Origin of the sequence: Chromobacterium vaccinii (assembly GCF_001855275.1) — a bacterium.
GTDB classification, from domain to species: Bacteria; Pseudomonadota; Gammaproteobacteria; order Burkholderiales; family Chromobacteriaceae; genus Chromobacterium; species Chromobacterium vaccinii.
The window spans coordinates 2451178-2474340 of record NZ_CP017707.1 but is presented as its reverse complement, the minus strand read 5'-3'; the positions used below and the strand labels follow the sequence as shown (position 1 = coordinate 2474340).

Annotated in this window: 25 protein-coding genes; 11 read left to right on the top strand and 14 right to left on the bottom strand. The window is 64.3% G+C overall.

The features are described from left to right. Nucleotides 1–57: 57 nt before the first annotated feature. Genes BKX93_RS11480 through BKX93_RS11460 form a run of 5 tightly spaced genes read left to right on the top strand, consistent with a single transcriptional unit; the run spans nucleotide 58 to nucleotide 2985 of the window. Complete coding sequence (locus BKX93_RS11480; RefSeq protein ID WP_046167350.1) at nucleotides 58–600, top strand: GspH/FimT family pseudopilin; 543 nt, start codon at nucleotides 58–60, stop codon at nucleotides 598–600. Further along, the gene (locus BKX93_RS11475; protein WP_070979883.1) at nucleotides 587–1081 is read left to right on the top strand and encodes a PilV family protein; all 495 of its coding nucleotides are present in this window, start codon (nucleotides 587–589) and stop codon (nucleotides 1079–1081) included. The genes BKX93_RS11480 and BKX93_RS11475 overlap by 14 nt, the downstream gene beginning before the upstream one ends. Further along, a complete protein-coding gene (locus tag BKX93_RS25135) occupies nucleotides 1053–1928 on the top strand; it encodes a hypothetical protein (RefSeq protein ID WP_046167351.1) in 876 nt (291 codons plus the stop codon). Before BKX93_RS11475 ends, BKX93_RS25135 begins: the two co-directional genes overlap by 29 nt. Next, nucleotides 1925–2560 (top strand): pilus assembly PilX family protein, encoded by a 636-nt coding sequence (locus tag BKX93_RS25130; RefSeq protein ID WP_052717458.1) that lies wholly within the window; start codon nucleotides 1925–1927, stop codon nucleotides 2558–2560. The genes BKX93_RS25135 and BKX93_RS25130 overlap by 4 nt, the downstream gene beginning before the upstream one ends. Next, nucleotides 2557–2985: a type IV pilin protein gene (locus BKX93_RS11460; protein WP_144408776.1), complete on the top strand. Its 429-nt coding sequence runs from the start codon at nucleotides 2557–2559 to the stop codon at nucleotides 2983–2985. Before BKX93_RS25130 ends, BKX93_RS11460 begins: the two co-directional genes overlap by 4 nt. Before the next feature lie 9 nt (nucleotides 2986–2994). Here BKX93_RS11460 and BKX93_RS11455 read toward each other — a convergent pair whose 3' ends face one another. From BKX93_RS11455 to metX, 4 genes are all read right to left on the bottom strand, one after another. Beyond that, nucleotides 2995–4272 (bottom strand): AmpG family muropeptide MFS transporter, encoded by a 1278-nt coding sequence (locus BKX93_RS11455; protein ID WP_046156160.1) that lies wholly within the window; start codon nucleotides 4270–4272, stop codon nucleotides 2995–2997. 92 nt (nucleotides 4273–4364) lie between these two features. Next, nucleotides 4365–4553: a YqaE/Pmp3 family membrane protein gene (locus BKX93_RS11450; protein WP_046156161.1), complete on the bottom strand. Its 189-nt coding sequence runs from the start codon at nucleotides 4551–4553 to the stop codon at nucleotides 4365–4367. A 25-nt stretch (nucleotides 4554–4578) separates the two neighbouring features. Then, on the bottom strand, nucleotides 4579–5172 hold the full coding sequence (metW, locus tag BKX93_RS11445) for a methionine biosynthesis protein MetW (protein WP_070979882.1): 594 nt from the start codon (nucleotides 5170–5172) through the stop codon (nucleotides 4579–4581). Then, nucleotides 5169–6311 carry a homoserine O-succinyltransferase MetX gene (gene metX / locus BKX93_RS11440; protein ID WP_070979880.1) on the bottom strand — a complete coding sequence of 381 codons (1143 nt, stop codon included), beginning with the start codon at nucleotides 6309–6311 and terminating at the stop codon, nucleotides 5169–5171. The genes metW and metX overlap by 4 nt, the downstream gene beginning before the upstream one ends. A gap of 157 nt (nucleotides 6312–6468) precedes the next feature. Between metX and BKX93_RS11435 the strand changes: the two genes are divergently transcribed. From BKX93_RS11435 to ybaK, 5 genes are all read left to right on the top strand, one after another. Next, nucleotides 6469–6651, top strand: a complete 183-nt coding sequence (locus BKX93_RS11435; RefSeq protein WP_046156164.1) for a protein MIGRI — start codon at nucleotides 6469–6471, stop codon at nucleotides 6649–6651. Between the two features lie 76 nt (nucleotides 6652–6727). Beyond that, a complete protein-coding gene (gene mnmL, locus BKX93_RS11430) occupies nucleotides 6728–7645 on the top strand; it encodes a tRNA modification radical SAM protein MnmL/YtqA (protein WP_046167353.1) in 918 nt (305 codons plus the stop codon). 148 nt (nucleotides 7646–7793) lie between these two features. Next, nucleotides 7794–8711 (top strand): protein-methionine-sulfoxide reductase catalytic subunit MsrP, encoded by a 918-nt coding sequence (gene msrP / locus BKX93_RS11425; protein WP_046167354.1) that lies wholly within the window; start codon nucleotides 7794–7796, stop codon nucleotides 8709–8711. After that, on the top strand, nucleotides 8711–9328 hold the full coding sequence (locus tag BKX93_RS11420) for a protein-methionine-sulfoxide reductase heme-binding subunit MsrQ (RefSeq protein ID WP_070979878.1): 618 nt from the start codon (nucleotides 8711–8713) through the stop codon (nucleotides 9326–9328). The genes msrP and BKX93_RS11420 overlap by 1 nt, the downstream gene beginning before the upstream one ends. Before the next feature lie 65 nt (nucleotides 9329–9393). After that, a complete protein-coding gene (gene ybaK, locus BKX93_RS11415) occupies nucleotides 9394–9873 on the top strand; it encodes a Cys-tRNA(Pro) deacylase (RefSeq protein WP_070979876.1) in 480 nt (159 codons plus the stop codon). Here ybaK and BKX93_RS11410 read toward each other — a convergent pair. The 7 genes from BKX93_RS11410 to BKX93_RS11380 form a co-directional block, all read right to left on the bottom strand. Beyond that, nucleotides 9857–10621, bottom strand: a complete 765-nt coding sequence (locus BKX93_RS11410) for a substrate-binding periplasmic protein (protein WP_046167356.1) — start codon at nucleotides 10619–10621, stop codon at nucleotides 9857–9859. The genes ybaK and BKX93_RS11410 overlap by 17 nt on opposite strands. A 63-nt stretch (nucleotides 10622–10684) precedes the next feature. Then, entirely contained in the window at nucleotides 10685–12136 is a 1452-nt protein-coding gene (locus BKX93_RS11405) for a 4Fe-4S binding protein (RefSeq protein WP_144408777.1), read from the bottom strand. After that, nucleotides 12133–12957 carry an FTR1 family iron permease gene (locus tag BKX93_RS11400; RefSeq protein ID WP_021476860.1) on the bottom strand — a complete coding sequence of 275 codons (825 nt, stop codon included), beginning with the start codon at nucleotides 12955–12957 and terminating at the stop codon, nucleotides 12133–12135. The genes BKX93_RS11405 and BKX93_RS11400 overlap by 4 nt, the downstream gene beginning before the upstream one ends. A gap of 18 nt (nucleotides 12958–12975) precedes the next feature. After that, entirely contained in the window at nucleotides 12976–13311 is a 336-nt protein-coding gene (locus BKX93_RS11395) for a cupredoxin domain-containing protein (protein ID WP_046167357.1), read from the bottom strand. A 101-nt stretch (nucleotides 13312–13412) separates the two neighbouring features. Beyond that, a complete protein-coding gene (locus tag BKX93_RS11390; protein ID WP_021476858.1) occupies nucleotides 13413–13958 on the bottom strand; it encodes an iron transporter in 546 nt (181 codons plus the stop codon). Between the two features lie 210 nt (nucleotides 13959–14168). Continuing rightward, complete coding sequence (gene asnB / locus BKX93_RS11385; RefSeq protein WP_070979874.1) at nucleotides 14169–16025, bottom strand: asparagine synthase (glutamine-hydrolyzing); 1857 nt, start codon at nucleotides 16023–16025, stop codon at nucleotides 14169–14171. A gap of 89 nt (nucleotides 16026–16114) precedes the next feature. Continuing rightward, on the bottom strand, nucleotides 16115–17314 hold the full coding sequence (locus BKX93_RS11380; protein WP_046156171.1) for an MFS transporter: 1200 nt from the start codon (nucleotides 17312–17314) through the stop codon (nucleotides 16115–16117). A 96-nt stretch (nucleotides 17315–17410) separates the two neighbouring features. Here BKX93_RS11380 and BKX93_RS11375 point away from each other — a divergent pair, with 96 nt between their 5' ends. Then, nucleotides 17411–18181: an AraC family transcriptional regulator gene (locus BKX93_RS11375; protein WP_070979872.1), complete on the top strand. Its 771-nt coding sequence runs from the start codon at nucleotides 17411–17413 to the stop codon at nucleotides 18179–18181. A gap of 887 nt (nucleotides 18182–19068) precedes the next feature. Here the strand turns inward: BKX93_RS11375 and BKX93_RS24680 are convergent. From BKX93_RS24680 to BKX93_RS11370, 3 genes are read right to left on the bottom strand one after another with little or no spacing between them, the layout of a single operon-like run. After that, nucleotides 19069–19464: a hypothetical protein gene (locus BKX93_RS24680; protein WP_145929303.1), complete on the bottom strand. Its 396-nt coding sequence runs from the start codon at nucleotides 19462–19464 to the stop codon at nucleotides 19069–19071. After that, nucleotides 19461–20195, bottom strand: coding sequence for a hypothetical protein (locus tag BKX93_RS24675; protein WP_145929302.1), 735 nt, complete (start codon nucleotides 20193–20195; stop codon nucleotides 19461–19463). The genes BKX93_RS24680 and BKX93_RS24675 overlap by 4 nt, the downstream gene beginning before the upstream one ends. Beyond that, a complete protein-coding gene (locus BKX93_RS11370; protein WP_083340517.1) occupies nucleotides 20196–23003 on the bottom strand; it encodes a type VI secretion system Vgr family protein in 2808 nt (935 codons plus the stop codon). Nucleotides 23004–23163: the final 160 nt, after the last annotated feature.

Here is a 23163-nt window from a genome sequence, read left to right as displayed (position 1 = left end):
AGCGTCGGCGTCGGCGCTCTCAGACTGGCGACTTCCCATATCGGAACGGGGCACGCGATGGACAAGCCGTGTCAGGCTGGATTGAGCTTGCTGGAAATGATGGCCGCGCTGGCGATCGCCGCCATCGGCGCCTGCCTGGCGCTGCCCGCGCTGGGACAGGCTGTGGAGCGGCAACGGCTGCGCGGCCAGGCGATGGCGTTGATGGGCTGCCTGGAGTATGCGCGCGCCGAGGCCTTGCGGCTCAACCGGCCGGTGTATCTGTGCGCGGCCAATCTGAAAGTGAACCGCGAGTTGCAGGGCTGCCTGCCGCAGCAGGGAGGCAGCGGACAATCCTGGCCCGAGGGGGCGCTGGTGTATGCGGATCAGGGCGCGGCCAACGGCTATTACGACAGCGGCGAGCGCCTGCGCCTGGCGATGTTCGACGGCGACCGGGTGGCGGTGCGCGCGGACGCCAGGCAACTGGCGCTGACGGCCGAGGGACGGCTGCAGGCATCGAAGGCGATGCGTTTCTATCTGAACGGCCGCAGCCAGTGTCTAACGCTGACCGTGACGGCCAACGGCCGGGCCCGGCTGGGGGAGGCGGGCGATGCCTGCGCCTGAGCGGGGATTCAGCCTGATCGAGGCGCTGGTCGCATTGCTGATCTGGATGGCGGCGGTGCTGGCCTTCAGCGGCGTTCAGGCGCGCGCCTTGCTGCATGCGCGGGAAACCGAACTGGGCAGCCGCATCGGCGACGCGGCCGTCAACCTCTCCAGCGCCATCCTGGCCAGTCCGGAAAGCTTGTGGCCGCTGTATCTGGAGCAGGGCTACGACGACCATCGCGCCGGCGGCGGGTGCGCGGTCGGTTGCTCGGCGCAGCAGCTCGCCGACGCCAATCTTGTTCGCTTCAAGCATGAGCTGCGCCAGGCAGGCCGGAGCGAACAGGCGCGCGGCGTTGTTTGCCGCGGCGACAGCCGGGTGCGGCCGACGCTGGACAAGCCGGGCTGCGACGGCAAAGGCGAGTTGGCGATACGGGTGGCATGGCGCACCCGGCTGGACGGCGGCTGGCGGGAGCATGCGGGTGTCTGGCCGCTGCGGCCCTGAGCGGCAACGCGGCGCCCTGCTGCTGAGCGTGTTGCTGGCGGCGGCGCTGACGTCGCTGGTGCTGGTTTTGTCGCTGACCGCGCTGGCCGCGGTGCAGCGCGGGGTGAGCGCGGCCGAGCAAAGGCTGGGCCGGAGCCAGGACGCGCGCTGGGCGTTGCGGCAACTGGCGAGGGATCTGGCCGGCCATGGGCGTTCGGGGTGCAGGTCGCGGCCGTGGCGGGCCGGCGATTTCTCCGCCGGAGAATGGCGGCTGCAATTGCCGGGGCGGGAGCTGGAGATCGTCCGCGTCAACCGGTCCGGAGACGACTTGGCCGGCGTGAGCTTGGCGCCGCAGCCGTCAGAGGCCTGGCGGCCGTGGTCCAGCGTCTGGCTGGGCAGTTGCGGCGGCGGCTATGCGCTGCAGGGAAGCCGCGCCCACTGGAGGGGCGAAGCCGGCGCGCCGGAACTGGCGCTGACGCCGCCGTTGCCGGTGTCGCCGCGGGCGGAGGGTGTGCACCTGTCCTCGTTGCAGCTGTGGCTGCCGCGGGAGCGGCGCTACCGTCTGGAAGCGGCCGCGCGCGGCCATCGGTTGCTGGCGCGGGACGCCGAGGGCGGTTTGGCCGATGGCGAGGAGAGGGTTTTGCTGGACGGCGTGCAGCGCCTGGGTTTGCAGCTGTTGGCGCGGGACGGTTGCGGCGAGTCCGCCCGCTGGAGCTGGCGGGAAGCGTCGCAGTGGCCTTCCGGGCTATCGCCGCAGGCCGCCCGCGTGAGTTTGGCATGGTATCCCGACGACAAGGAGAACGAGGTGAGTCTGTTGAGTCTGGATCTGGCGTTGGAGCCGGTTCCGCCTTGCGGGGTGTCGCCGTGAACGCGCGGTGCCAGGGCGGCGGCGCGCTGCCGCTGGTGATGTCGCTGCTGGCCGTGTTGGGCTTGCTGGTGCTGACTTCGTCGCGCCAGCTGACCGGCGCGGGCCGGTTGGCGGCCAATGCCCAGGACAGGCAGCGAGCCGAGATGCTGGCCCGCCAGGCCTTGTCGGGCGCGGAGCAGTGGGTGTGGCGGATGGACCGCCGCCTGGGGCTGGATGCCGCGGATCCGGCGAAGCTATATGGGGAGGGCAGGCTGTTCCCGCCCAGTTGCGAGGGGACCGAAGGCAAGGGCCTGTGCGAACCGATGGCTCCGCCTCACCGGCGCCGCGTCGGAGGCCAGCTGCTGCTGCATCCCTGCGGCAACAGTCGCGAATACGCGCTGGAGCCGGGATTGCCGCAGACCGGCTGCCCGCAGCGGGTGCGCGGCGGCGCGCTCAGCTGGGCCAATCCGCGCTACGTGGTGGAACTGGTCGACCCGCGTTTCGGCGAGGCGGCCAAGGACAGGCTGTACCGGATCACGGTGCGCGCCTGGGGCCATCATCCGCTCAGCGTGGTGACGCTGCAAAGCTGGTACCGGGTGGGCCAGGATGCGGACGAAGGGCGGCGGCTGGACTGGCGCGAGGTGGCGGAGTGAGGCGGGGCCTGGGACAGGGATTCAGCCTGATGGAGCTGGCCGGCTGCATGGCCATTCTGGCCATCCTGCTGGCGCTGGCGGTGCCGAGCTATCGGCAGTACCTGCAGCGGGCGCGGATGGAGGAGGCCAGGGCAGCCCTGATGGAAAACGGCCACTTCATGCAGCGCTGGTACCAACTGCGCGGCGTTTACCATCAGGAAGGACCGCTGTCCTGGCCGCCGCTGCCGGTGCTGGAAACCGGCGCCTTCGTGATCGGCTTCAGCAGCGCCGGACCGTCCTCGGACAATATCGATCAAGCCAGCTTCATCATCGAGGCCAGGGCCAAAACCGGATCGGGCCTGGAGGAGTGGATGCTGAAGCTGGACCAGGACGGCAACATCCGCCAGTGCCGGCAGGAGGATGGCGTCGAGAATTGCCGGCTGTAGCCCGGCGGCTCAGGCTTTTTCCGGCGCGGGGTCGTCGCCCCACGGCGCCACCCGCACCAGCAGCATCATCCCGGGCAGCGCCAGCGCCGTGCACAGGAAGAAGAACGAGGTCCAGCCCACCGAGTCGACGATGTAGCCGGTGGCGGCGTTGGCCAGCGTGCGCGGCACCGCCGCCAGGCTGGTGAACAGCGCGAACTGGGTGGCAGTGTAGGCCGGATGGGTGCTGCGGGCGATGAAGGCGACGAAGGCCGCGGTGCCGAGGCCGACGCCCAGCGCCTCAAAGGCGATCACCACCGCCAGCATGGACAGCTCCGTCGCGCCGACGCTGCCGAAGCGTCCGTAGCTGGACAGCCAGGCGAAGCCCAGAATCGACACCACCTGCACCACGCCGAAGGCCCACAGCGCGCGGTTGATGCCCAGCTTGATCATCCACAGGCCGCCCAGCAGGCCGCCTATCACCGCCGGCCACAGCGCCGCGTGCTTGGCCACCAGGCCGATCTGCGACTTGGCGTAACCCATGTCGAGGTAGAACGGCGTCGCCAGCGAGGTGGCCATGCTGTCGCCCAGCTTGTACAGGAAGATGAAGCCCAGTATCCACAGCGCGCCCTGCCAGCCCTGGCGGGTGAGGAATTCGTGGAAGGGCTCCACCACCGCTTCGCGCAGCGTTTTCGGGCTGCCGGGAGCCTGGGCGGGCTCTTTCACCATCAGCGTCATCAGCGCGCCGGGCAGCATGAACAGCGCGGTGACCACGAACACGCTGCCCCAGTCCAGGTGGTCAGCCAGGATCAGCGACAGCGAGCCTGGCACCAGGCCGGCCAGCCGGTAGGCGTTGATGTGTACGGTGTTGCCCAGGCCCAGCTGGACGTCGCTGAGGATCTCGCGGCGGAAGGCGTCCAGCACGATGTCCTGGCTGGCGGAGAAGAAAGCCACCGCCAGCGCCAGTCCGGCGATGCTCCAGATGTCTTGTTTGGGATCGAATAGTCCCAGCAGCGCCAGGCTTCCCAGCAGCGCCAGCTGGGTGGCCAGCATCCAGCCGCGGCGGCGGCCCAGCAGCGGCAGCGCGTAGCGGTCCAGCAGCGGCGACCACAGGAATTTCCAGGTGTATGGCAGGCCGATCAGCGCGAACAGGCCGATGGATTTGAGATCGACGCCCTCGCTGCGCAGCCAGGCCGGCAGCAGGTTGATCAGGGTGTACAGCGGCAGCCCGGAGGCGAAGCCGGTGAACACGCAGACGAGCATGGTGCGCGAGAACACGTCGCGCCGCCAGTTGATGGTGGCCAGGGTCATGTGCTTGTTGTCGTGGTGGTGGACGGGCCGCCCGCGCGAGAGGCGCGGGCGGATGTCGGCGGAGGCGGGCGCGGGGTCCGCCGGGGGCGGGGTCAGCGCCGCAGCGCCTGCTCTATCTTCTGGTCGGTCTTGTACTGGCTGAGCGCGTACACCGACCACAGCGCGGCCGGCAACCAGCCGATCAGCGTCAGTTGCAGGATCAGGCAGATTACGCCGGCGAACGGCCGGCCTATGGTGAAAAACTGCAGCCAGGGCAGGAAAATGGCCAGCAACAGGCGCATGCGTCTCTCCTTGTGCGAGGCGGAATCAGTCGCGGGCCACCCGGTAAAACGCCAGGCTGCCGCGCAGGTTAGGCAGCAAGGATACCCGCTTGCCCTTGTCCATGACCACCCTTTGAACCACTCGGATGCCGTTCTTGGCGCAGAGTTCCTCGAAGTCGCCCAGCATGCACCAGTGGATGTTGGGGGTGTCGTACCACTGGTAGGGGATGGTGTCGGACACCGGCATGTGGCCCTTCAGGATCTGCAGCCGGTTTTGCCAGTAGCCGAAATTGGGGAAGGTGACGATGGCCTCGCGGCCGACGCGCAGCATCTCGTTGAGGATGGCCTCGGTATGGCGCATCGCCTGTATCGTCTGCGACAGCACCACGTGGTCGAAGCGCGCATCGCCGAATTCGCACAGGCCGGTTTCCAGGTCGCCCTGCACCGCGTTGACGCCGGCGGCGACGCAGCGCACCACGTTGGCGACGTCGAAATCGACGCCGTAGCCTTGCACCTGCTTGCCGTCCTGCAGCGCCGCCAAGAGTTCGCCCCGGCCGCAACCCAAGTCCAGCACTCGGCTGCTGGGCGATATCCAGTCGTAGATCATCCGCAGATCGGGACGGAGAGTCAGTGATTTCATGCGTTCACCTCCTTGGCCACGCGGTCCAGGTAGGCGCGCATCAGGTCCACATACGGTTGGTCGGTCATCAGGAAGGCGTCGTGGCCGTGCGCCGATTCGATTTCGGCGTAGCTGACGCGCTTGCCGGCGGCGATCAGCGCCTTCACCGTCTCGCGCGAGCGCTCCGGCGAGAAGCGCCAGTCGCTGGTGAAGCTGGCCACCATGAATTGCGCCTGGGCCGGCTTCAGCGCCGCGGCCAGGTCGCCGCCGCGGTCCTTGGCCGGGTCGAAATAATCGAGCGCCTTGGTCATCAGCAGATAGGTGTTGGCGTCGAAGTAGTCGGAGAATTTGTCGCCCTGATAGCGCAGATAGCTCTCGATTTCGAACTCCACGTCGTAGCCGAAGCGGTATTCGCCCGAGCGCAGCATGCGGCCGAATTTCTCGCCCATGCCGTCGTCGGACAGATAGGTGATGTGGCCCAGCATCCGCGCCAGCCTGAGGCCGCGGCGGGGGATGGCGCTGTGTTGGTAGAAGTCGCCGCCGTGGAATTCCGGATCGGTGAGGATGGCCTGGCGCGCCACGTCGTTGAAGGCGATGTTCTGCGCCGACAGTTTGGGGGCGGAGGCGATCACCAGCGCGTGGGCGACGCGTTCCGGGTAGGCGATGCTCCAGTGCAGCGCCTGCATGCCGCCCAGCGATCCGCCTATCACCGCGGCCCAGCGGTCTATGCCCAGGCGATCGGCCAGCCGCGCCTGCGACGTCACCCAGTCCGGCACCGTCACCACCGGGAAGGCCGAGCCCCACGGCAGGCTGGTGGCCGGATTGACGCTGGAGGGGCCGGTGCTGCCATGGCAGCCGCCCAGATTGTTGACGCCGACGACGAAGAAGCGGCGGGTGTCTATCGGTTTGCCGGGGCCTATCATATTGTCCCACCAGCCTAGCGCCTTGTCGTCGTCGCGGTAGCGTCCGGCGACGTGGTGATGGCCGGACAGCGCGTGGCAGATCAGGATGGCGTTGCTCTTGTCGGCGTTGAGTTCGCCATAGGTCTCGAAGCGCAGCTGATAGCCGGGCAGCGCGGCGCCGCTGGCGAGCGGCAGGGGGGCATCGAATGCGGCATCCTGGGCCGCGACGATGCCTACCGAACAGTTGGTGTCGGTCATTAGGGCCTCTTCTATTTGTCCGCGTCCGCCGCCCTCTGCCGGGGCTGGTCTGGATGCGGTCTCCTGCAGCTACCGGTCGATTATATCCATAACATAAGCTTGCGCGGGAGTATGGCGCGCCGGGATAATCGGCCGGGTTTCCGCCACGGTCCCCATCATGTTCGGACGTCTGTTCAAATTCTTCGCGTTGTGCCTGCTGGCCTGGGTGGTCGCCCGCTGGTTCCTCAAGCCCAGCCAGCGTCGCAGCCTGCATGAGCTCATTTCGGCGCTGGCCATCGCGCTGTTGATCAGCGCCGGCCTGTTCTGCGTGCTGTACTGGCTGGGCTGGCACAATATTTGATTCAACCAGTCCTTGATCGCGCGCATTCAGCCGCCGGCGGCTCGGCGCTAGACTGCGGCCTTTTGTCGGCAGCGCGATGGACCTCACCCGCCATATCCACACTTTCGGCCATTATCTGAAACGCCGCTTCGGCGAGACTGTGCACAAACTGTCGCTGGCCGGCGATTTCACCTGTCCCAACCGCGACGGCACGCTGGGGCGCGGCGGCTGCACCTTCTGCAATGTGCGCAGCTTCGGCCGCGAGGCCGCCAGCCTGTCCGTCGCCGAACAGATCGCGCGGGAAAAGGCCAAAACCGGCCGCGCCCGGCGTTATCTCGCCTATTTCCAGGCCTATACCAGCACCTATGCCGAGGTGGAGACGCTGCGCGCGTTGTACGACGAGGCGATGGCGGCGGCCGATGTGGCGGGCCTGTGCGTCGGCACCCGGCCAGATTGCGTGCCGGACGCCGCGCTGGACCTGCTGGCCTCGTACCAGGATGGCGGCGCCGAGGTATGGCTGGAGCTGGGGCTGCAGACCGCGCACGACCGCACCCAGGCCTTGATTCGCCGCGGCCACGGGCTGGCCGACTACCGCGACGCCGTCGCCCGCGCCCACGCAAGAGGCCTCAAGGTGTGCGCGCATCTGATCGCCGGCCTGCCCGGAGAGAGTGCCGATGATGCGCATGAGACCCTGGGGACGGTGCTGGACATCGGCGCGGAGGGGTTGAAGCTGCACCCGCTGATGATAGTCCGCGGCAGCCGGATGGCGGCGCAATACCGGCGCGGCGAGATCGCGCCGATGGATCTGGACGCCTATGCCGACCTCGCCGCCGATCTGATCCGCCATACGCCGCCGGAGGTGGTCTATCACCGGATTTCGGCCACCGCCCAGGCGCCGACCCTGATCGCGCCCGATTGGTGCGGCCCGCGCTGGGCGGCTTTGCAGGCGATAGGCGAACGATTGGCGCGGAACGGCGGGCAGGGCAGCGCGCTTGGCCGCGAATGGCGGCCTTAGCATCGCGCGCGGCTTGCGCTGGCTGATCTTGGCTCAGGTATTTTGCGAGCTTGTGTTAGCGGAGCTGGGCCGGACAAAACTGTTTGCATGCGCTACTGTCAGAATCCGGAGGATGATCCGACCAAATGGAAACGACAGGAGAGCCGTCATGTTGATCAGGAAACCCGCCGACCATTTGCCGTCGGACATCACCAGCGAGTCGGTGTATTTCAACCGCCGCCAATTCATGGCCGGCGCCGCCGGCTTGTTGCTGTCGGCGGAGACGCTGGCCGGGCTGGCAGCCAGGAAGAGCCCGTTGTCTCAGCTTGCCGGCAACGACAAGCTCAACAGCCTGAAAGACATCACCAGCTACAACAATTTCTACGAGTTCGGCACCGACAAGTCCGATCCGGCGGAGAACGCGCACACGCTGCGCACCCGGCCGTGGAGCGTGCTGGTGGACGGCGAGGTGGCCAAGCCGCGCCGCTTTACCATCGAGGAGTTGCTGAAGTTTCCGCTGGAGGAGCGCGTCTACCGGCTGCGCTGCGTCGAGGGCTGGAGCATGGTGATTCCCTGGGTGGGCTTTCCGCTCGCCAGCCTGATCAAGCAGATGAACCCCACCTCGCGCGCCAAGTACGTGTCGTTCGAGACGCTGCAGCGGCCGAGCGAGATGCCGGGCCAGCGCCAGGCGGTGCTGGACTGGCCGTACCGCGAGGGCCTGCGCATCGACGAGGCGATGCATCCGCTGGCCATCCTCGCCGTCGGCCTGTACGGCAATGTGCTGCCCAATCAGAACGGCGCGCCGATCCGGCTGGTGGTGCCGTGGAAATACGGCTTCAAGAGCATCAAGTCCATCGTGCGCATCCGGCTGCAGGAGACGATGCCGGCCACCAGCTGGAATATGGCCAACGCGCATGAGTACGGTTTCTATTCCAATGTGAACCCGGATGTCGACCACCCGCGCTGGAGCCAGGCGTCGGAGCGCCGCATCGGCGAATTCTTCAAGCGCAAGACGCTGCCGTTCAATGGCTACGCCGAGCAGGTGGCCGGCTTGTACCGCGGCATGGACCTGAGGAAGAACTTTTGATGACGACGCTGCGCATGAAACTGCCCGCCTCCGCAGCCGACCGCCGCCTCGCCATCGGCAAGGTTTTGCTATTCATCGCCTGCCTGCTGCCGCTTTCGCGTGCGGCGTGGATCGTGCTGTCGGGCGAGGCGGTGAACCCGGTGGAATTCATCACCCGTTCCACCGGCACCTGGACGCTGGTGTGGCTGCTGGCCACGCTGTCGATGACGCCGCTGCGCCGCCTCAGCGGCCAGGCCTGGCCGCTGAAATGCCGGCGCATGCTGGGCCTGTTCGCCTTTTTCTACGCCAGCCTGCATTTCACCACTTATGTCTGGCTGGACCAGTTCTTCGACTGGCACCACATTCTCAAGGACATCGCCAAGCGGCCGTTCATCACCGTCGGCTTCGCCGCCATCGTGCTGATGTCGCCGCTGGCGCTGACCTCCACCCAGGGCTGGATGCGGCGTCTGAAGCGCAATTGGGGCAAGCTGCACCGGCTGGTCTACCCGGTGGCCATCCTGGCGGTCACCCACTACTGGTGGCTGGTGAAGAAAGACATCACCCAGCCGCTGATCTACGCCGCCGCGCTGGCGGTGCTGCTGGGGCTGCGGTTGTGGTGGCGCGCGCGCAAGGCTTGATCCCGCCGCTTGGCAAGGGGGCGGCCGGGTTTTAAAGTGTGGCGTTTCGCATTGGAAAGAACGTCATGTCCAGCAAGGCCCCCGTCACCCAGGCCGTCCGCGTGTTGCGCGAGCACAAGGTCGATTACACCGAACACCTGTACAAGTACGAGGACAAGGGCGGCACCACGGTGTCGGCGCGCGAGTTGGGCGTCGACGAGCACTGCGTGGTGAAAACGCTGATCATGGAGGACGAGAACAAGCGTCCGCTGATCGTGCTGATGCACGGCGACCGCGAGGTGGGCACCGGCATGCTGGCCAAGCAGATCGGGGCCAAGAAGATCCATCCCTGCGATCCCAAGACCGCAGACAAGCACAGCGGCTACCAGGTGGGCGGCACCAGCCCCTTCGGCACCCGCCACCCGATGCCGGTGTATATGGAGGCGGGCATCGCCGAGCTCGATACCATCTACATCAACGGCGGCAAGCGCGGCTTCCTGATCGGCGTCAGCCCGCGCGACGTGATCCGCGTGCTGAATCCCACCCTGGTCAACGCGGCGGCGTAGCCTCGGGGAAGTGGCGCTGGTAGATCGCCTTCAGGCTGCCGTCCTTTTCCATCTGCGCCAGCGCCCGGCCGAAGTCTTCGCGTATGCGCTCCGCCTGCGGGTAGCTGCGCGAGAACATCAGTCCCAGCGGCGTATCCTTGTCCATCGGCGTCGGGATGTAGCCGAACTCTTTTTCGTGTTCAGGCATGGTGTTGTGGATCAGGTATAGCCCGCGCTCCAGCACCATCGGCACTAGGTCCATATGTCCCAGCTGCAGTTGCCGCAGCGCGTTGACTTCGTCCGGGGTCAGCAGCGTGTTGAGCCGGTGTTGCTGGAACAGAGGGATATACCAGTAGCCCAGCTGGATGGCGATGCGGTAGCCGCGCAATTCGTCCAGGGATTTGAACTGTTGCGGGGGATGGGGCAGGTGGGGCTTGTGATAGAACAGGTAGCTGTTGGCGCGCATCAGCGGCGCGGAAAAGTCGAAATCCTTTTCCCTCTCCGGCGTCGGGCGGTAGGGGAAGGCCGCCGCGGCCTTGCCGGTCTTGGTCAGCCATTCGGTTTGCGGCCAGCTCTGGAACGTTAGCTGCGCCCGGTAGCCGGCGCGGCGGAAGGCTTCGCGGACGATCTCGGTGAAAGCGCCCTGGGCCGGAAGCTGCTGCGACACGTAAGGCGGCCATTCGCCGGTGGCCAGATCCACGGTCTGCTCGGCCGCCGACGCGCGGAACGCCAGCAGGAGAGCAAAAGCGGACAACAGCAGACGCCGCATGGCGACTCCTCGAAGAGGCGGGGATACTGTGTTATCGCACAGCCTCCCGCCTCAACCAAGCGCTCACCACCACCAGAACATGAAGCCCCAGGCGCAGTCGACCAGCGCCAGCGCGCCGCAGAACGGCAGCAGCGCGGCCCAGCGGCGCAGGCCGCCGTTCCAGCGCGACAGAATGCCGAAGGCCAGCCGCAGCGCCCACAGATTGGCCCCCGCCAGCAGCGCCAGGCGCGCGTCGTTGACCCAGTGCATGCCGAAGCCTTCGGCCTTCAACAGCGTCACCGTCAGCGCCGACAAGCCGAGGAACACGCCGCAGCCGGCCAGCGGGATCAGCGCCTGCGCCAGGTGGTGCAGCCGTTGGGTTCGCCAGCGGCCGGACGCGAGCACCGCCAGCGCCAGCGAGGCCAGGATGCCGGTGCCGAGCACCAGCGCGGTGGCGGCGACGTAGGCGATCAGCGACGCGCCGTCCAGCCAGGAGAACACGTCGTTGTGCTGCGGGTAGTGGGTGAGCAGCCACCACGGCGCCTCGGTGTCCAGCGGCCACAGGATGTCGCGGTCCACCAGCCATTCGGCCGCGCCCTGTTTCAGCGCGACGAACCAGGGACTCATGGTCCAGTGGAAGGCGCCCATCGCCACGCCCAAGAGGCCGTAGACGATCAGCGCGGTCTGCCAGCCGTCGGCTTCCTTCTCCGCCACGCGCACCACCTCGTCGCTGGACGAGCGCAGGCTCAGTTCGATCGCGCCGCGGTGGTCGCTGCAGCGGCCGCACATATGGCAGCCGCTGCCGCCCTGCATGTGGCGCAAGGGTTGCAGCGGCGCGCAGTCCACCGCCGGCGTCCGCTCATGCGAGGCTTTCCAGGCGGCCTCGTCGACCCGGTAGTACAGCGGCGCCAGCTTGGACAAGAGGCCGAACACGCCGTTGACCGGGCACAGGTGGCGGCACCAGGCGCGTTTGCCGCGGGTGTAGACGAAGCCGACGGCGATGGCGGCTACGGTGGAGCCGCCCAGCACCAAGAGCGCCGCTTTCGGGTATTGGTAGACGCTGACCAGCTGGCCGTAGACCGTGGTCAGCACAAAGGCGACGAAAGGCCAGCCGCCCCAGCGCATCCAGCGCGGGATCGGCCGTCCCATGCCCTTGCGCGCCGCCCATTCCGACAGCGCGCCCTCCGGGCACAGCACGCCGCACCACAGCCGGCCGAACAGCACCATCGACAGCAGCACGAACGGCCACCAGATGCCCCAGAACACGAACTGGGCGAAGATGGTCAGGTTGTCCCACATCCGCGCCGTGTCTTCAGGCAAGGACAGGCAGGCGGGGACGATCAGCAGGAAAGCGTAGACCAGCACCACCGCCCATTGCAGCTTGCGCAGCAGGGCGGCGTGGTCGCGCAGCCAGACGCCCGCGAGCGCCAGCAGGCCGCGCGGCCGCCGCTCAGGGCTACAGGAGCCGCCGCCCGACGGGGCGGCGACGATGGGAATCACCCGTTGCGGCGGGCGCTGGGCGCGGCCGGATTTCATGCGGCGACGGCCTGGCGGCGGTTGCGCCACTGGAACAGCGACCAGATCGCCGCCCAGAACAGCGCGTAGGCGAGCAGGCTGGTCAGCGCCGGGTGCGAGCGGTAGCCGGTCAGCGCGGCCACCACGCCGCCGAAGGGGCTCATGTCGTCAAGCAGCGCCGAGCTGTCCCACAGCGGGTCCACCAGCGCGGGCAGCACGTCCATCGAAATCAGCTTCTCCACGCCGGACAGGAACAGCGACGCGCCCAACAGCAGCAGCATGATCTCGGTGACGCGGAAGAACAGCCGCCAGGACAGTACCTTGCCGCCCAGCTGCAGCAGGTAGAAGGTGAGGAAGGCCAGCAGCAGGCCGATCAGGCCGGCCGCGCCCATCTTGGCGAGCTCCATGCCCTGGGCCTCGGCCAGCATGCCGTACAGGAAGACCACGGCTTCGCTGCCTTCGCGGGCGATGGCCAGCGCGGCCAGCACGGTCACGCCCCACCAGTTGTTGCTGGCGGCTTTTTCAGACAAGCCGCTTTCCAGCTCTTTCTTCAGCGTGCGGCCGTGCTCGCGCATCCACAGCACCATCTGCACGATCAGCGCGGCGGCGATGAACACCATGCCGGTCTGGAAGTAGTCCTGGGCGCCGGCCATCAGGCTGCCGGCGGTGAACAGCGCCACGGCCAACGCCACGGCCATCGCCAGGCCCAGCGCCACGCCGCCCCACAGATAGGGCTTGCCGGCGCGGCCGGCCGGGTTGTGGTTCATCCAGGCATTGAGGATGCCGACCACCAGCAGCGCCTCGACGCTTTCGCGCCAGACGATGAAGAGTACCTGTCCCATTCGCGTTTACCTTTTGTGTTACTTGGCGACGATCACGCCCTGGCCGGTCTTCATGTGGAATTCATCGAAAAACTTGTATTCGCCCGGCGCCAGCGGCTGGAACACCAGGAAGGATTCGGCGCCGGGGCCCAGCACCTTTTCCTTGCGCAGCGGCGTGCTCTCGAACTCGGCCGGCGTCTTGCCGATGTTCATCACTTCGATCTTGAATTTCTTGTTGGCCGGCACCACCAGGCGGGCCGGGATCAGCTGGCCGTCCTTCATTTGCAGCTTGAATACCGGCATGTCGTCGGCGAACGCCGGGGAAGAGAGCAGGCCGGCCAGCAGGGCGGCGGCCATCAGGCGCAGAACAGTCATCGTTTCGGAGTCCCGGAATGAGAAACAGCGCGGCAGGCCCGCGCCGTCTCCAATTGTATCGCAGTCAAGAATGCTTTGCGTTCACATTCTCACTATGCGGATCAGTAGCCGCCCTTCTTGCCGATGCCGGCGAAGGTGAACTCGTAGTTGACGTCGAACGGCTTGAACCAGGCGGCGACGCCGGTTTCCTTGTCGACGTGGCGGCCGAAGTGGGCGTGCTCATTGGCGGTCGGCGGCATGATGGTGTATTTCAGCTTGTACTTGCCCGGGCCTTGCAGCTTGATGTTGTCGCCGTAGTGCGGGCCGTCGTTGGCCACCATCGGCATCAGTTCGCCTTTCTGGGTCTTGCCGCCGACCTTGGTCAGTTCGTACTTGACCACCAGGTACGGCATCCAGGCGCCTTCTTCGAAGCCGTTCGGGTTGTTCTTGGTGGCGTGGATGTCGGCTTCCAGATGCACGTCGGACGCTTCCGGCTTCAGCATCATGCCTTCCGGCTCCATCTTGGTCGGCTGCAGGTAGACGGCGCCGATTTCCATGCCGTTTTTCAGGGCGGGCTTGCCGATCGGGTATTCCTTGGCCATGGCGGCGAAGGAGGCGGACAGGGCGATGCTGGCGACAGCCAGCTGGCAGACAAAGCGACGCATCATGTTTTCCTTATTAAGTAGGGCGGCAGTACCGGCCGCTGAACTGCATGATAATGCTAGTAATTATCGTTTGCAAACCTTGGCCGGCTGGAAATGGCTTGAAAAATCATCAATCTATATGACTCCGTCAATTTATTTCCAGAATGGCGTCCCGAATGTCTTGCCGGCTGCGGCGGAGGCCGGATTTGGCCGCCGCCGGAAGGAGGGCGATGATCAGCGCAGGGTCAGGCGCAGCTGCCGCAACTGGGCCAGGCTCTCGTCCAGGATCAGCAGCTGCAGCATCTGCTCGGCCAGATGGCCGGCGCCGTCGCGATAGGCTTGGGCGAAGGCGTCCACCGCCGCGGCGTCCAGCTGCCCCTCGGTGGCCGCGGCCAGCCGCGCGCCCAGGCCGTCGAAGCGTGGGGCCAGGCTGGTTTGCAGCCAGCCGGACAAGGGCGGGTTGAAGCCGCGCTTCTTGCGCTGAAAGAAGTCGGCCGGCAGCGCCGGATGGATCGCGCGGCGGAAGATCAGCTTGGCCGGCTTGGTGTAGCGTTCGGCGGCGGAGGTCGCCAGCAGACGTTGGTAGAAGCCGTGGTCCAGCAGCGGGGCGCGGCCTTCGAGGCCGTGGGCCATCGTGCACAGGTCGGACTTTTGCAGGATGTAGTCGGGCAGATAGTTGGCGAAGTCCAGCTCCAGCAGCTGGTGCAGGCCGGGCGCGCCGTCCTTGGGCTCCGGGCCGATGTCGTCGGGCGCGCGCCAGTGGCACAGCTTTTCCAGCTTGCGGCCGCCTTGCAGGAAGCTGCGCTGTCCCGGCGTGAAGCCGGAGAAACGCAGCGAATAGGCGCTTTTCCAGTCCATCGCCAGCTCGGTGGCCAGCTTGCCGCGCTTGCTGTCCAGCTGCGGATTGATCGGCAGCGGCAGGCGGATGTGTTGCCGCCAGCGGGTGCGCAGATGCTTGCCCATGCGCTTGTAGCCGGCCAGCATTTCATCGCCGCCGTCGCCCACCAGCACCACTTTGACGTGCCGGGTGACTTCACGCGCCAGATACCAGGTGGGGAAGCTGGACGGATCGGCGAAGGGCTGGTCCAGGTCGGCGACGATGCGCTCGAAATCGGCGGCCAGGTTTTCCGGCATCTCCACTCGCACATTGGGCAGGCCCATCCGCTGGGCGGAATCCGCGGCGTCGCCGGATTCGTCCAGGCTGGAGCCGGGGAAGGCGGCGGTGAAGCTGGAGAATTGCGTCAGTTGCTGGGTGGCGAGCCGGCTGGCGATCACGGTGGAGTCGATGCCGCCGGACAGCAGCACGCCCAGCGGGCGGTCGGCCACGGTGCGCATCGCCACCGCGCGGTCCAGCTCCGGCAGCCAGTCGCCGGATTCCGCCTTCGGCTGCCAGTAGCGCTGCTTGCTCAACTGGCGGCTGTTCAGGTCGAATTCCAGCCGGTAGCCGTTTTCCAGCCGCTGGATGTGGCTGAACACGGTGGCCGGAGAGGGGATGTAGCGGTGGGCGAGGTAGGCGTCTATCGCCGCCGGATTGAAATCGCGCTGGTCGGCCGGCAGGAAGGGCAGCACCGCGCGCACCAGCGAGCCGAAGGCGAAATTGCCATCCCGCAGCGAGTACAACAGCGGCTTCTCGCCCATGCGGTCGCGGGCCAGGTGGACCTTGCCGCTGCGCTTGTCCAGGATGGCGAAGGCGAACATGCCGCGCAGCCGCGCTAGCAGGCCCTCGATGCCCCAGGCTAGGTAGCCGCGCAGGATGAACTCGGTGTCGGCGTGGGTGCGGAAGACGGCGCCGCCGGCCTCCAGCTCTGCCTTGCCGGCTTCCCAGTCGTAGACCTCGCCGTTGTAGCAGATCCAGACCTGGCCGTCGTCGCTGGCCATCGGCTGGTTGGCCGCCGGGCGCGGGTCGATGATGGCGAGGCGGGCATGCAGCATCGCGTTGTGGATGGCGTCGCCGCCGGCCGGGTTCTGCGCCGCGTCCAGCAGCAGGCGGCTGGCGTCATCCGGGCCGCGGCGGCGCAGCTCGTCCAGCATCGCTTGCGGGACGGCGGGATTGACGGGGCGGCGCGAGAAAAATCCGGCGATTCCACACATGATGACTGCGTTTCCAAACGCGCGGGGCGGCCAGGCGCCCCGCTTGGGTTTTCAATGCCGCGCAGTATCCGGCGCGCCGCCGGACGGTGTCAAACCCTGGCCTTGCGATGCAGGTCCGGCAGCGCCACCGCCGCGATGCCCAGCAAGGGGAGGAAGGCGCACAGCTGGTAGACGAATTCGATGCCTCTGAGGTCGGCCAGTTCGCCCAGCACCGCGGCGCCTATGCCGCCGATGCCGAAGGCGAAGCCGAAGAACATGCCGGATACCATGCCCACCTTGCCTGGCAGCAGCTCCTGCGCGTAGATCAGGATGGCCGGGAAGGCCGAAGCCAGGATGAAGCCGATGGGCAGCGACAGCGCGGCGGTCCAGAACAGGTTGGCGTGCGGTAGCGCCAGCGCCAGCGGCGCCACGCCCAGGATGGAGAAGCCGATCACCCGCTTGCGGCCGATGGCGTCGCCTATCGGGCCGCCCAGCACCGTGCCGGCGGCCACCGCGAACAGGAACAGGAACAGATACAGCTGCGCCGACTGCATGCCCACCTGGAAATGGTGGATCAGATAGAAGGTGTAGTAGCTGGTGATGCTGGCCAGATAGAAGTGCTTGGAGAATACCAGCAGCAGCAATAGCAGCAGCGTCAGCTTGACCCGGGCGGAGGACAGGTCGGGCGGGGCGACGACGCTGGCCTTCTTGGCCTGGCGCTGCTGATGCGCGTACCACTGGCCGACGCGGAACAGCACGTACATCGCCAGCAGCGCGGCCAGGCCGAACCAAGCCACGCTGCGCTGGCCCAGCGGAATCACGATCAGCGCCGCCAGCAGCGGTCCGGTGGCGCTGCCGGCGTTGCCGCCCACCTGGAAGATGGACTGGGCGAGGCCGGGACGGCCGCCGGACGCCATCCGCGCCACCCGCGACGATTCCGGATGGAAGATGGACGAGCCAGTGCCCACCAGCGCGGCGGCCAGCAGCAGCAGCGGGAAGCTGGAGGCGCTGGACAGCAACAGCAGGCCGATCAGCGTGGAACTCATGCCGAATACCAGCGAGTAGGGCTGGGGACGCTTGTCGGTATAGATGCCCACCAGCGGCTGCAGCAGCGAGGCGGTGCACTGGTAGGTGAAGGTCATCAGGCCGATCTCGGCGAAGCTGAGGTGGTAGTTGCCCTTTAGCAGCGGGTATAGCGCCACCAGCAGCGACTGCAGCATGTCGTTGAGAAAATGGGAAAAACTGATCGCGCCGAGCACGCGGAAGCGGGTGTCCTGCGGGGCGGCGAGCGTGGGACTGCTGGTGGTCATCGTGCAATACTCATTCGGGGTGGTGGAACCATGCTAGCAAGCACATTCCCGCCAGTCCTGCGAAAATGAGGCAACTATCTTATCGAAAGAGGCAGAGTGGACAGCCTGGAGCCCCGAGACGAGTTCGACCTGGGAGAGGAGCCGGTGGTGGGCAAGCCGCGCGACTACCCGGCCGGCAAGGAAACCGAACGCCATCGCCATCCCACCGCCCAGCTCTTGTACGCGGTGGAGGGCCTGATGCTGGTCGGCACCGAGCGCGGCCAGTGGGTAGTGCCGCCGACGCGCGCCATCTGGCTGCCGATCGGCACCTGGCATCAGGTGAGCATGGTCAGCCCGGTGCGGATGCGCAGCATTTACGTGCGCGGCGACCGGTTGGAGGGCCTGCCTGCCGACTGCTGCGTGCTGGAGGTGTCGCCGCTACTGCGCGAGTTGATCGTCGCCGCGGTGGCGGTGGGGCGCGTCTGCCAGTCCGGTTCGCGCGACGAGAAGGTGATGGACCTGCTGCTGGCGGAAATCGGCCGCGCGCCGGTGCTGCCGCTGTCGCTGCCGCAACCGGCGTCCGCCGCGCTGCGCCAGCTGTGCGACGTCTGGCTCGCGCATCCGGACGACGCGCGCGGCGCGGCCGAGTGGGCGCGCGAGCTGGCGCTGGACCCGCGCACGCTGCAGCGCCGCTTCCGCCGCGAAACCGGCCTCAGCTTCGGCCAGTGGCGGCGCCAGGCGCGGCTGATGCTGGCGCTGCAGCGGCTGGCTTGCGGCGACAGCGTATTGAAGGTGGCGCTGGACCTGGGCTACGCCAGCCCCAGCGCCTTTGCCACCATGTTCAAGCGCGAGCTGGGCGCGCCGCCGAGCAGCTTCTTCGCTGCGTGATGATGTGATCGTCTTGGAGGCGCTGAGCGGTTAGCAATGCGCAATCTTGTCGAGCGAGCCGCCCTGCGGCAGCGGCCAATGCGCATTCAGGCATTTGTCTGGAAAGAGGGGATATCTTCCATCTGCTCCTGAATATGTCCGCAGCAATAGTCGGCTTTCAACTTTGATAGCACGGTTGAATTGGGCCCGACAGCAATAGAAATGGTCAATTAAGCTGTTGTATTTTTTGTCGTTTGTGTGGGTGTGCGCAAGGATATATACACGAATCTATGCACACTTTCTTCACGCTGGGGCTTGCGGCACGTTTCCAAGCGGCCAAATCGAGGCGCGAGGTAACTTGGCCCATGGTCGGCGCTGCCTGTGGGGAAGGCGTGGCGCTCGCAGCTGAAGGAGCGCTTTTTGCCATCAGCCTTTTGATTCACGCTTCCCTGGACTTGTCTGTTTAACCCCCCCCTCCCTGAAAAATGCTCCCCATAAAAATCCGTGGCTAGGCACGCGGTCTCTGATGGTCTGCTCCAGACTTTTCACCCCCCACCCACTTCACTATTTCACTAACTTTCTAGAGTTGTCGCTGGCATGGTGATGCGGGTCCGACCACCCGTACTTCTTTGAAAAGTGCCAGGGTCCCCCGAGTGGGAATGGTGCTAGGCACAGTCCGGCGCAAGTCATGCCGCGACTGATAGCCTAGTATCCATTTTAACGGGCAATTTGCCACCCCATTAGAAAATGGTGGTGACAGTCGTGACATAGTGACATCGTTGAATTTTAAGGATTTTTTAGCCTGGTCTGTAGTGACATTCAGGAGTGTGTCACTAGTGACGGCGACGCCGGACTAGCTTACAGAGGTATCAACAATCATTTATTTTATTAAGCAATTCAAAGGATTTTCAATGATCCTCTAAAATATCAATTTGACCATCATCTTTTACCAAGAACTTAAAATTCTTTCTTGGTATCTGCCGATTGGCTAGGCATTCTGTATTGCCAGACAGGTTATATATAGTATTTTTCTTTATTTTTATATTTAATAATTTATCCAGAGGGATAAACGTATTTTGTTTGAAAGTGGGACCATGTCCAGGGACCTCAGAATACATCAAGTTTGCCAGCATTTTTCCATTATCATTTTCAATGTAAAAAGCATCATAGCGGCAATCTTTTAAAAAAAGAAGCGACGGCCGATCATTATTAACTATTAATTTTGCAATTTTCTTTTCAGATGTGGCGTAGAGTGTTGCCATAATGGCAAGCACAGCCAAAGCTATAAAAAAAGCCTTTCTCATTTGATACCCCACTGTGTTTTTAAGTTTCTCGGCCTATTTTCTGATTTTTCAATTTCAATAAAGAAGTTGGCGAGAACTTCATCATAAAAAAATGGTCCCCGAACTCTTCTATTTGAGCTCTTTCCAACATACCCAGGAATTTTCATTATTTCACTCATGAAGTAATCTGCAAGTATTTCCGCCTGCGATTCCATATTATATTGAAATAGGTCTTTGTGATATTTGTCTCTGTAGGTATAGGGATCAATTGACCCTGCCAAATCCTTGACTTCTTCTGACATCTTCTTTGGCATTATATCACTCACATTGTCCAGGGCATTGGCCATCCCAGTTGCAAGTGCCAACCCTCCGCCGCACACTGCAAGAGAGCCACGAGTAAAACGAGCTTTTCTCTGGTATTGCCAAACATGCGACATCTCGTGAATAAAATGATGCAAGAAGTTGTATTTTACCGGTGATACTGTTGAGAAATCATCCAGATAGTTATCCACTGGCATATAAAGTTCTCCCCATGGCGTCATCGATACCTCATTGCCTTGAATGCCAGGAATTAGCTTGCCTTTATGAATTCTAACAAAAGAGTAGTCTATGGCATTTCCAAACAATTTCTTCACCAGGGCGATCTCGCCGCTAGTTAGTTCCCGCCCTTCACTTTCGGCCTTTGCCTTCTGTAAGCTTTCATTTTTCTTATTTGTTTTAATGTTTTGTTTATTTAAATCAAAAGATTCCATTTAATAATCTCCGCCATCCATTCTGCTAATGGATGCTGGTGAAATTGTCAGCCTACTAATTCCCGTCTCAGACTTTGTAAAGAAGCGCTGGGTTTGTCCTGCCTTATCAAAAAGACCTGAAAATGACGAACCATCCTCAAGGGTTGCAGTGTATTTATATCCTGCATATAGATTGCCCCCAAGTGGATGTTCCATCTTTATCTTTTCATCAAAAATATCTTTACAACCTAATAAATGAGGAGGCGGCATTTCCAAACTAGATGGCCCACTCAAGTCATGACTGGCCCCTTTGACGCTGACGCTGCCAGGGCAATGCACCTCGATGTTGCCGCCTGCGATGCGGATATAACCGCCACCGGCGGTCAGCAGGATTTCCTGCTTGGCATTGACCACGATCCGCTCCTTGCAGGAGGTAATGGTCACATCCTTGTCTGCCGTGATCTCCATCGCATCGCTTTGCGCCTGGACTTGTACCTTGCCTTTGGCAGCAATCAGTTTCATGGCGACATTGTCTTGCACGCCGGCTACGAACAAGCTGATGCTCTTGCCCACGTTGTGAAGCCAGCGCCGGCCGGTGGTGTGGTTTGCATCGCGCTGGGCGACCATATTCAAATTGGTGCCGGCAGTCAGGGTTTGGCTTTGCTCGGTCAGACTGGCGATGCCGGCCGGGCCGGACAGGATCAGCAAGGGTTGTTGGCCTGCTTGTTCCTTGGCGGTTTTGCCATCCTGATCGGTATTACTGCCGGCTTCCCAAGCGGACAAGGCATCGAGCTGGTGCTGAAGATGGCCTTGGTCTTTCTTGCCGTCTTTGGTGTTGTCATTACCAATGGCATCCGGCCCGGTTTCCATGGTATCGGCTAGTTGTTCGGTGGCGGTTTCGGCCAGCGCCTGACTCAAGGCGACTGCGGATTGCAGCTGGCTTTGCGCATGCTCGCGCGCCAGTTGCTTGCCGCCTGCGCCATTCTGCGCCTCGGTGGACAACAGCAGGCCGTGCGCGGCGCGAATGGCCCCGTGGTTGTCGGTGCGCAGTTCGAAGCCTTCGCCGCGCGGCTGGGCCTTGCCGTCGCTGCGCGGGTGGGTCAGAAAGCCTTGGTTCAGCTGCGTCTTGCCCGGCTCGCTGGACAGCTTGGCGCGCACTTCGCCTGGCGTGTCGTCGAATAGCAATTCGTTGTAGCCGCCGCCCTGGTGCTCTTTCGACTTGATGCCGGATAGCGTCTTGTTGGCCGGCAGGCTGCCGGCGCCGCTGAATGTCGGCGTCGGATGGCTGCCGTTGTACAGCACGCCGGTAATCAAGGGGCGGTCGATATCGCCTTCAATGAAGTTGACCAGCACTTCCTGGCCGATGCGCGGAATGAATTGATGCCCCCACGCCGCGCCGGCCGAAGGCATGGCCACGCGCAGCCAGCAGGAAGACTTGTCGTCCATCCCCGCGCCGATGGTCGGGTGTTCTTCCGGCCGCTGCCAGTGGAATTGCACTTTGACGCGGCCGTGTTCGTCGGTGTGGACTTCTTCGCCAGCTGGGCCGACCACGGTCGCGGTTTGGGTGCCTAGGCTGGTCGGCTTGGCGTGCGGGGTGTCGGCATAGGCAGGCGTCAGCGGGATGCCGCGCCGCTGCGCCTGGAATTCGGTCTGATAGGGCACGGCCGTCGGGTCTGCCGCTTGCAGGCTCAAGCCGGGGGCGATGGCCTGCAGCTGCCGGGATAGATCGCCCGGCAGGTTGTTGCGGGCCTGGATGCGTTGGCCGGTGACGACGAATTCGCGCTGTTCCGCGCTGTCGCCCTGGTGCGCCGGGTGGTCGTCCAACTGGAACCACGCGCCGGCCTGCAGGCCGCGCACCGCGCCTGAACCGGTGAAGGTCTTGGCCTGCAAGTCGTGCGCCTGCTGGCGCAGCTGGGCATAGCGGCTGAGCTGGTCGGCGTCGCTGGCATAGTAGAGGCCGGGAGAGTCGTAATGGCTCAGGCTGCTCTGCAGCGCCTGGCCGGCCTGTCCCTGGTCCACCTGGCTTGTGTCGCTGCTGTGGCTGGTGCTCGTGGGCTGGTAATCGTAGCTGGCCAGCGCCACGCCGCCGGCGACGATCTGGCGCGCGGCCTGCCAATCGGTCAGGCCGTCTTGTTCCTCGGTGGCGTCGGCGCGGTGAAAGCGCACGCTGGGCGCGCTGCCGGCGGGCAGGCTGAAGGCATCGTCAAACACGACAAGTCGGACCTGCGGGCTATCGCCATCGACGTGTTCGAAACGCCAGGCGAAACCCTCCTCATGCATCAGCCGCACGATGAAATCAAAATCGCTCTCTTTATATTGCAGGCAGTAGCTGCGCGAAGGCTGGGCGGCATCCACCTTGATGTCCAGCGTCTGCACGCGGGCAAAGGCGGGATTAGCGGCCTGATGCTCGCTGATGATCTGTTTGATGATGTCCGGAACCGTCATGTCCTGGAACACGCGGGAAGTCCGACGATGGCGCAGCAGGGCAAAGGGCGGTTCTACTGTGATGCCATAGCGGGAAAAGCCGCCGTCGCTGCCCAATAAGCGCGCCTGGCTAATCACGCCGCAACGTACATCCTCGCCGCCTTCGGCATTCATCAGGCCGACGCGGGCCGGGTGGCCTAGCAGGGACTTGAGTTCGATCTGGCCATCCGGCGACAAGCATTCCAGCTGGAAGCGGTAGGGGCGGGATACGCCTTCCTCGCCGTCCAACGTCTGCGGCAGCAGCTGTTGCGGGCCGGCGTCGTCGCTGGCGATGGCAAGGGTGATATGGCGGTTGGCTTGGGAAAAGGCGGAGGCGAAGCTGGCAAGCAGTTGATTGATGTCCATGGGCTGTCGGCCGAGGCAAGGCACTCTCCGGGCGAGAGTACGAGAGTTAGACTTAACAGGGCATATTAATTGCCATGATTGCTGCAAGGCAATCTGTAAGAGACTGTTTCAGCACTGAACTGAACTTATGGACAGTGACAACTGGGTCAGCGGGGAAGGC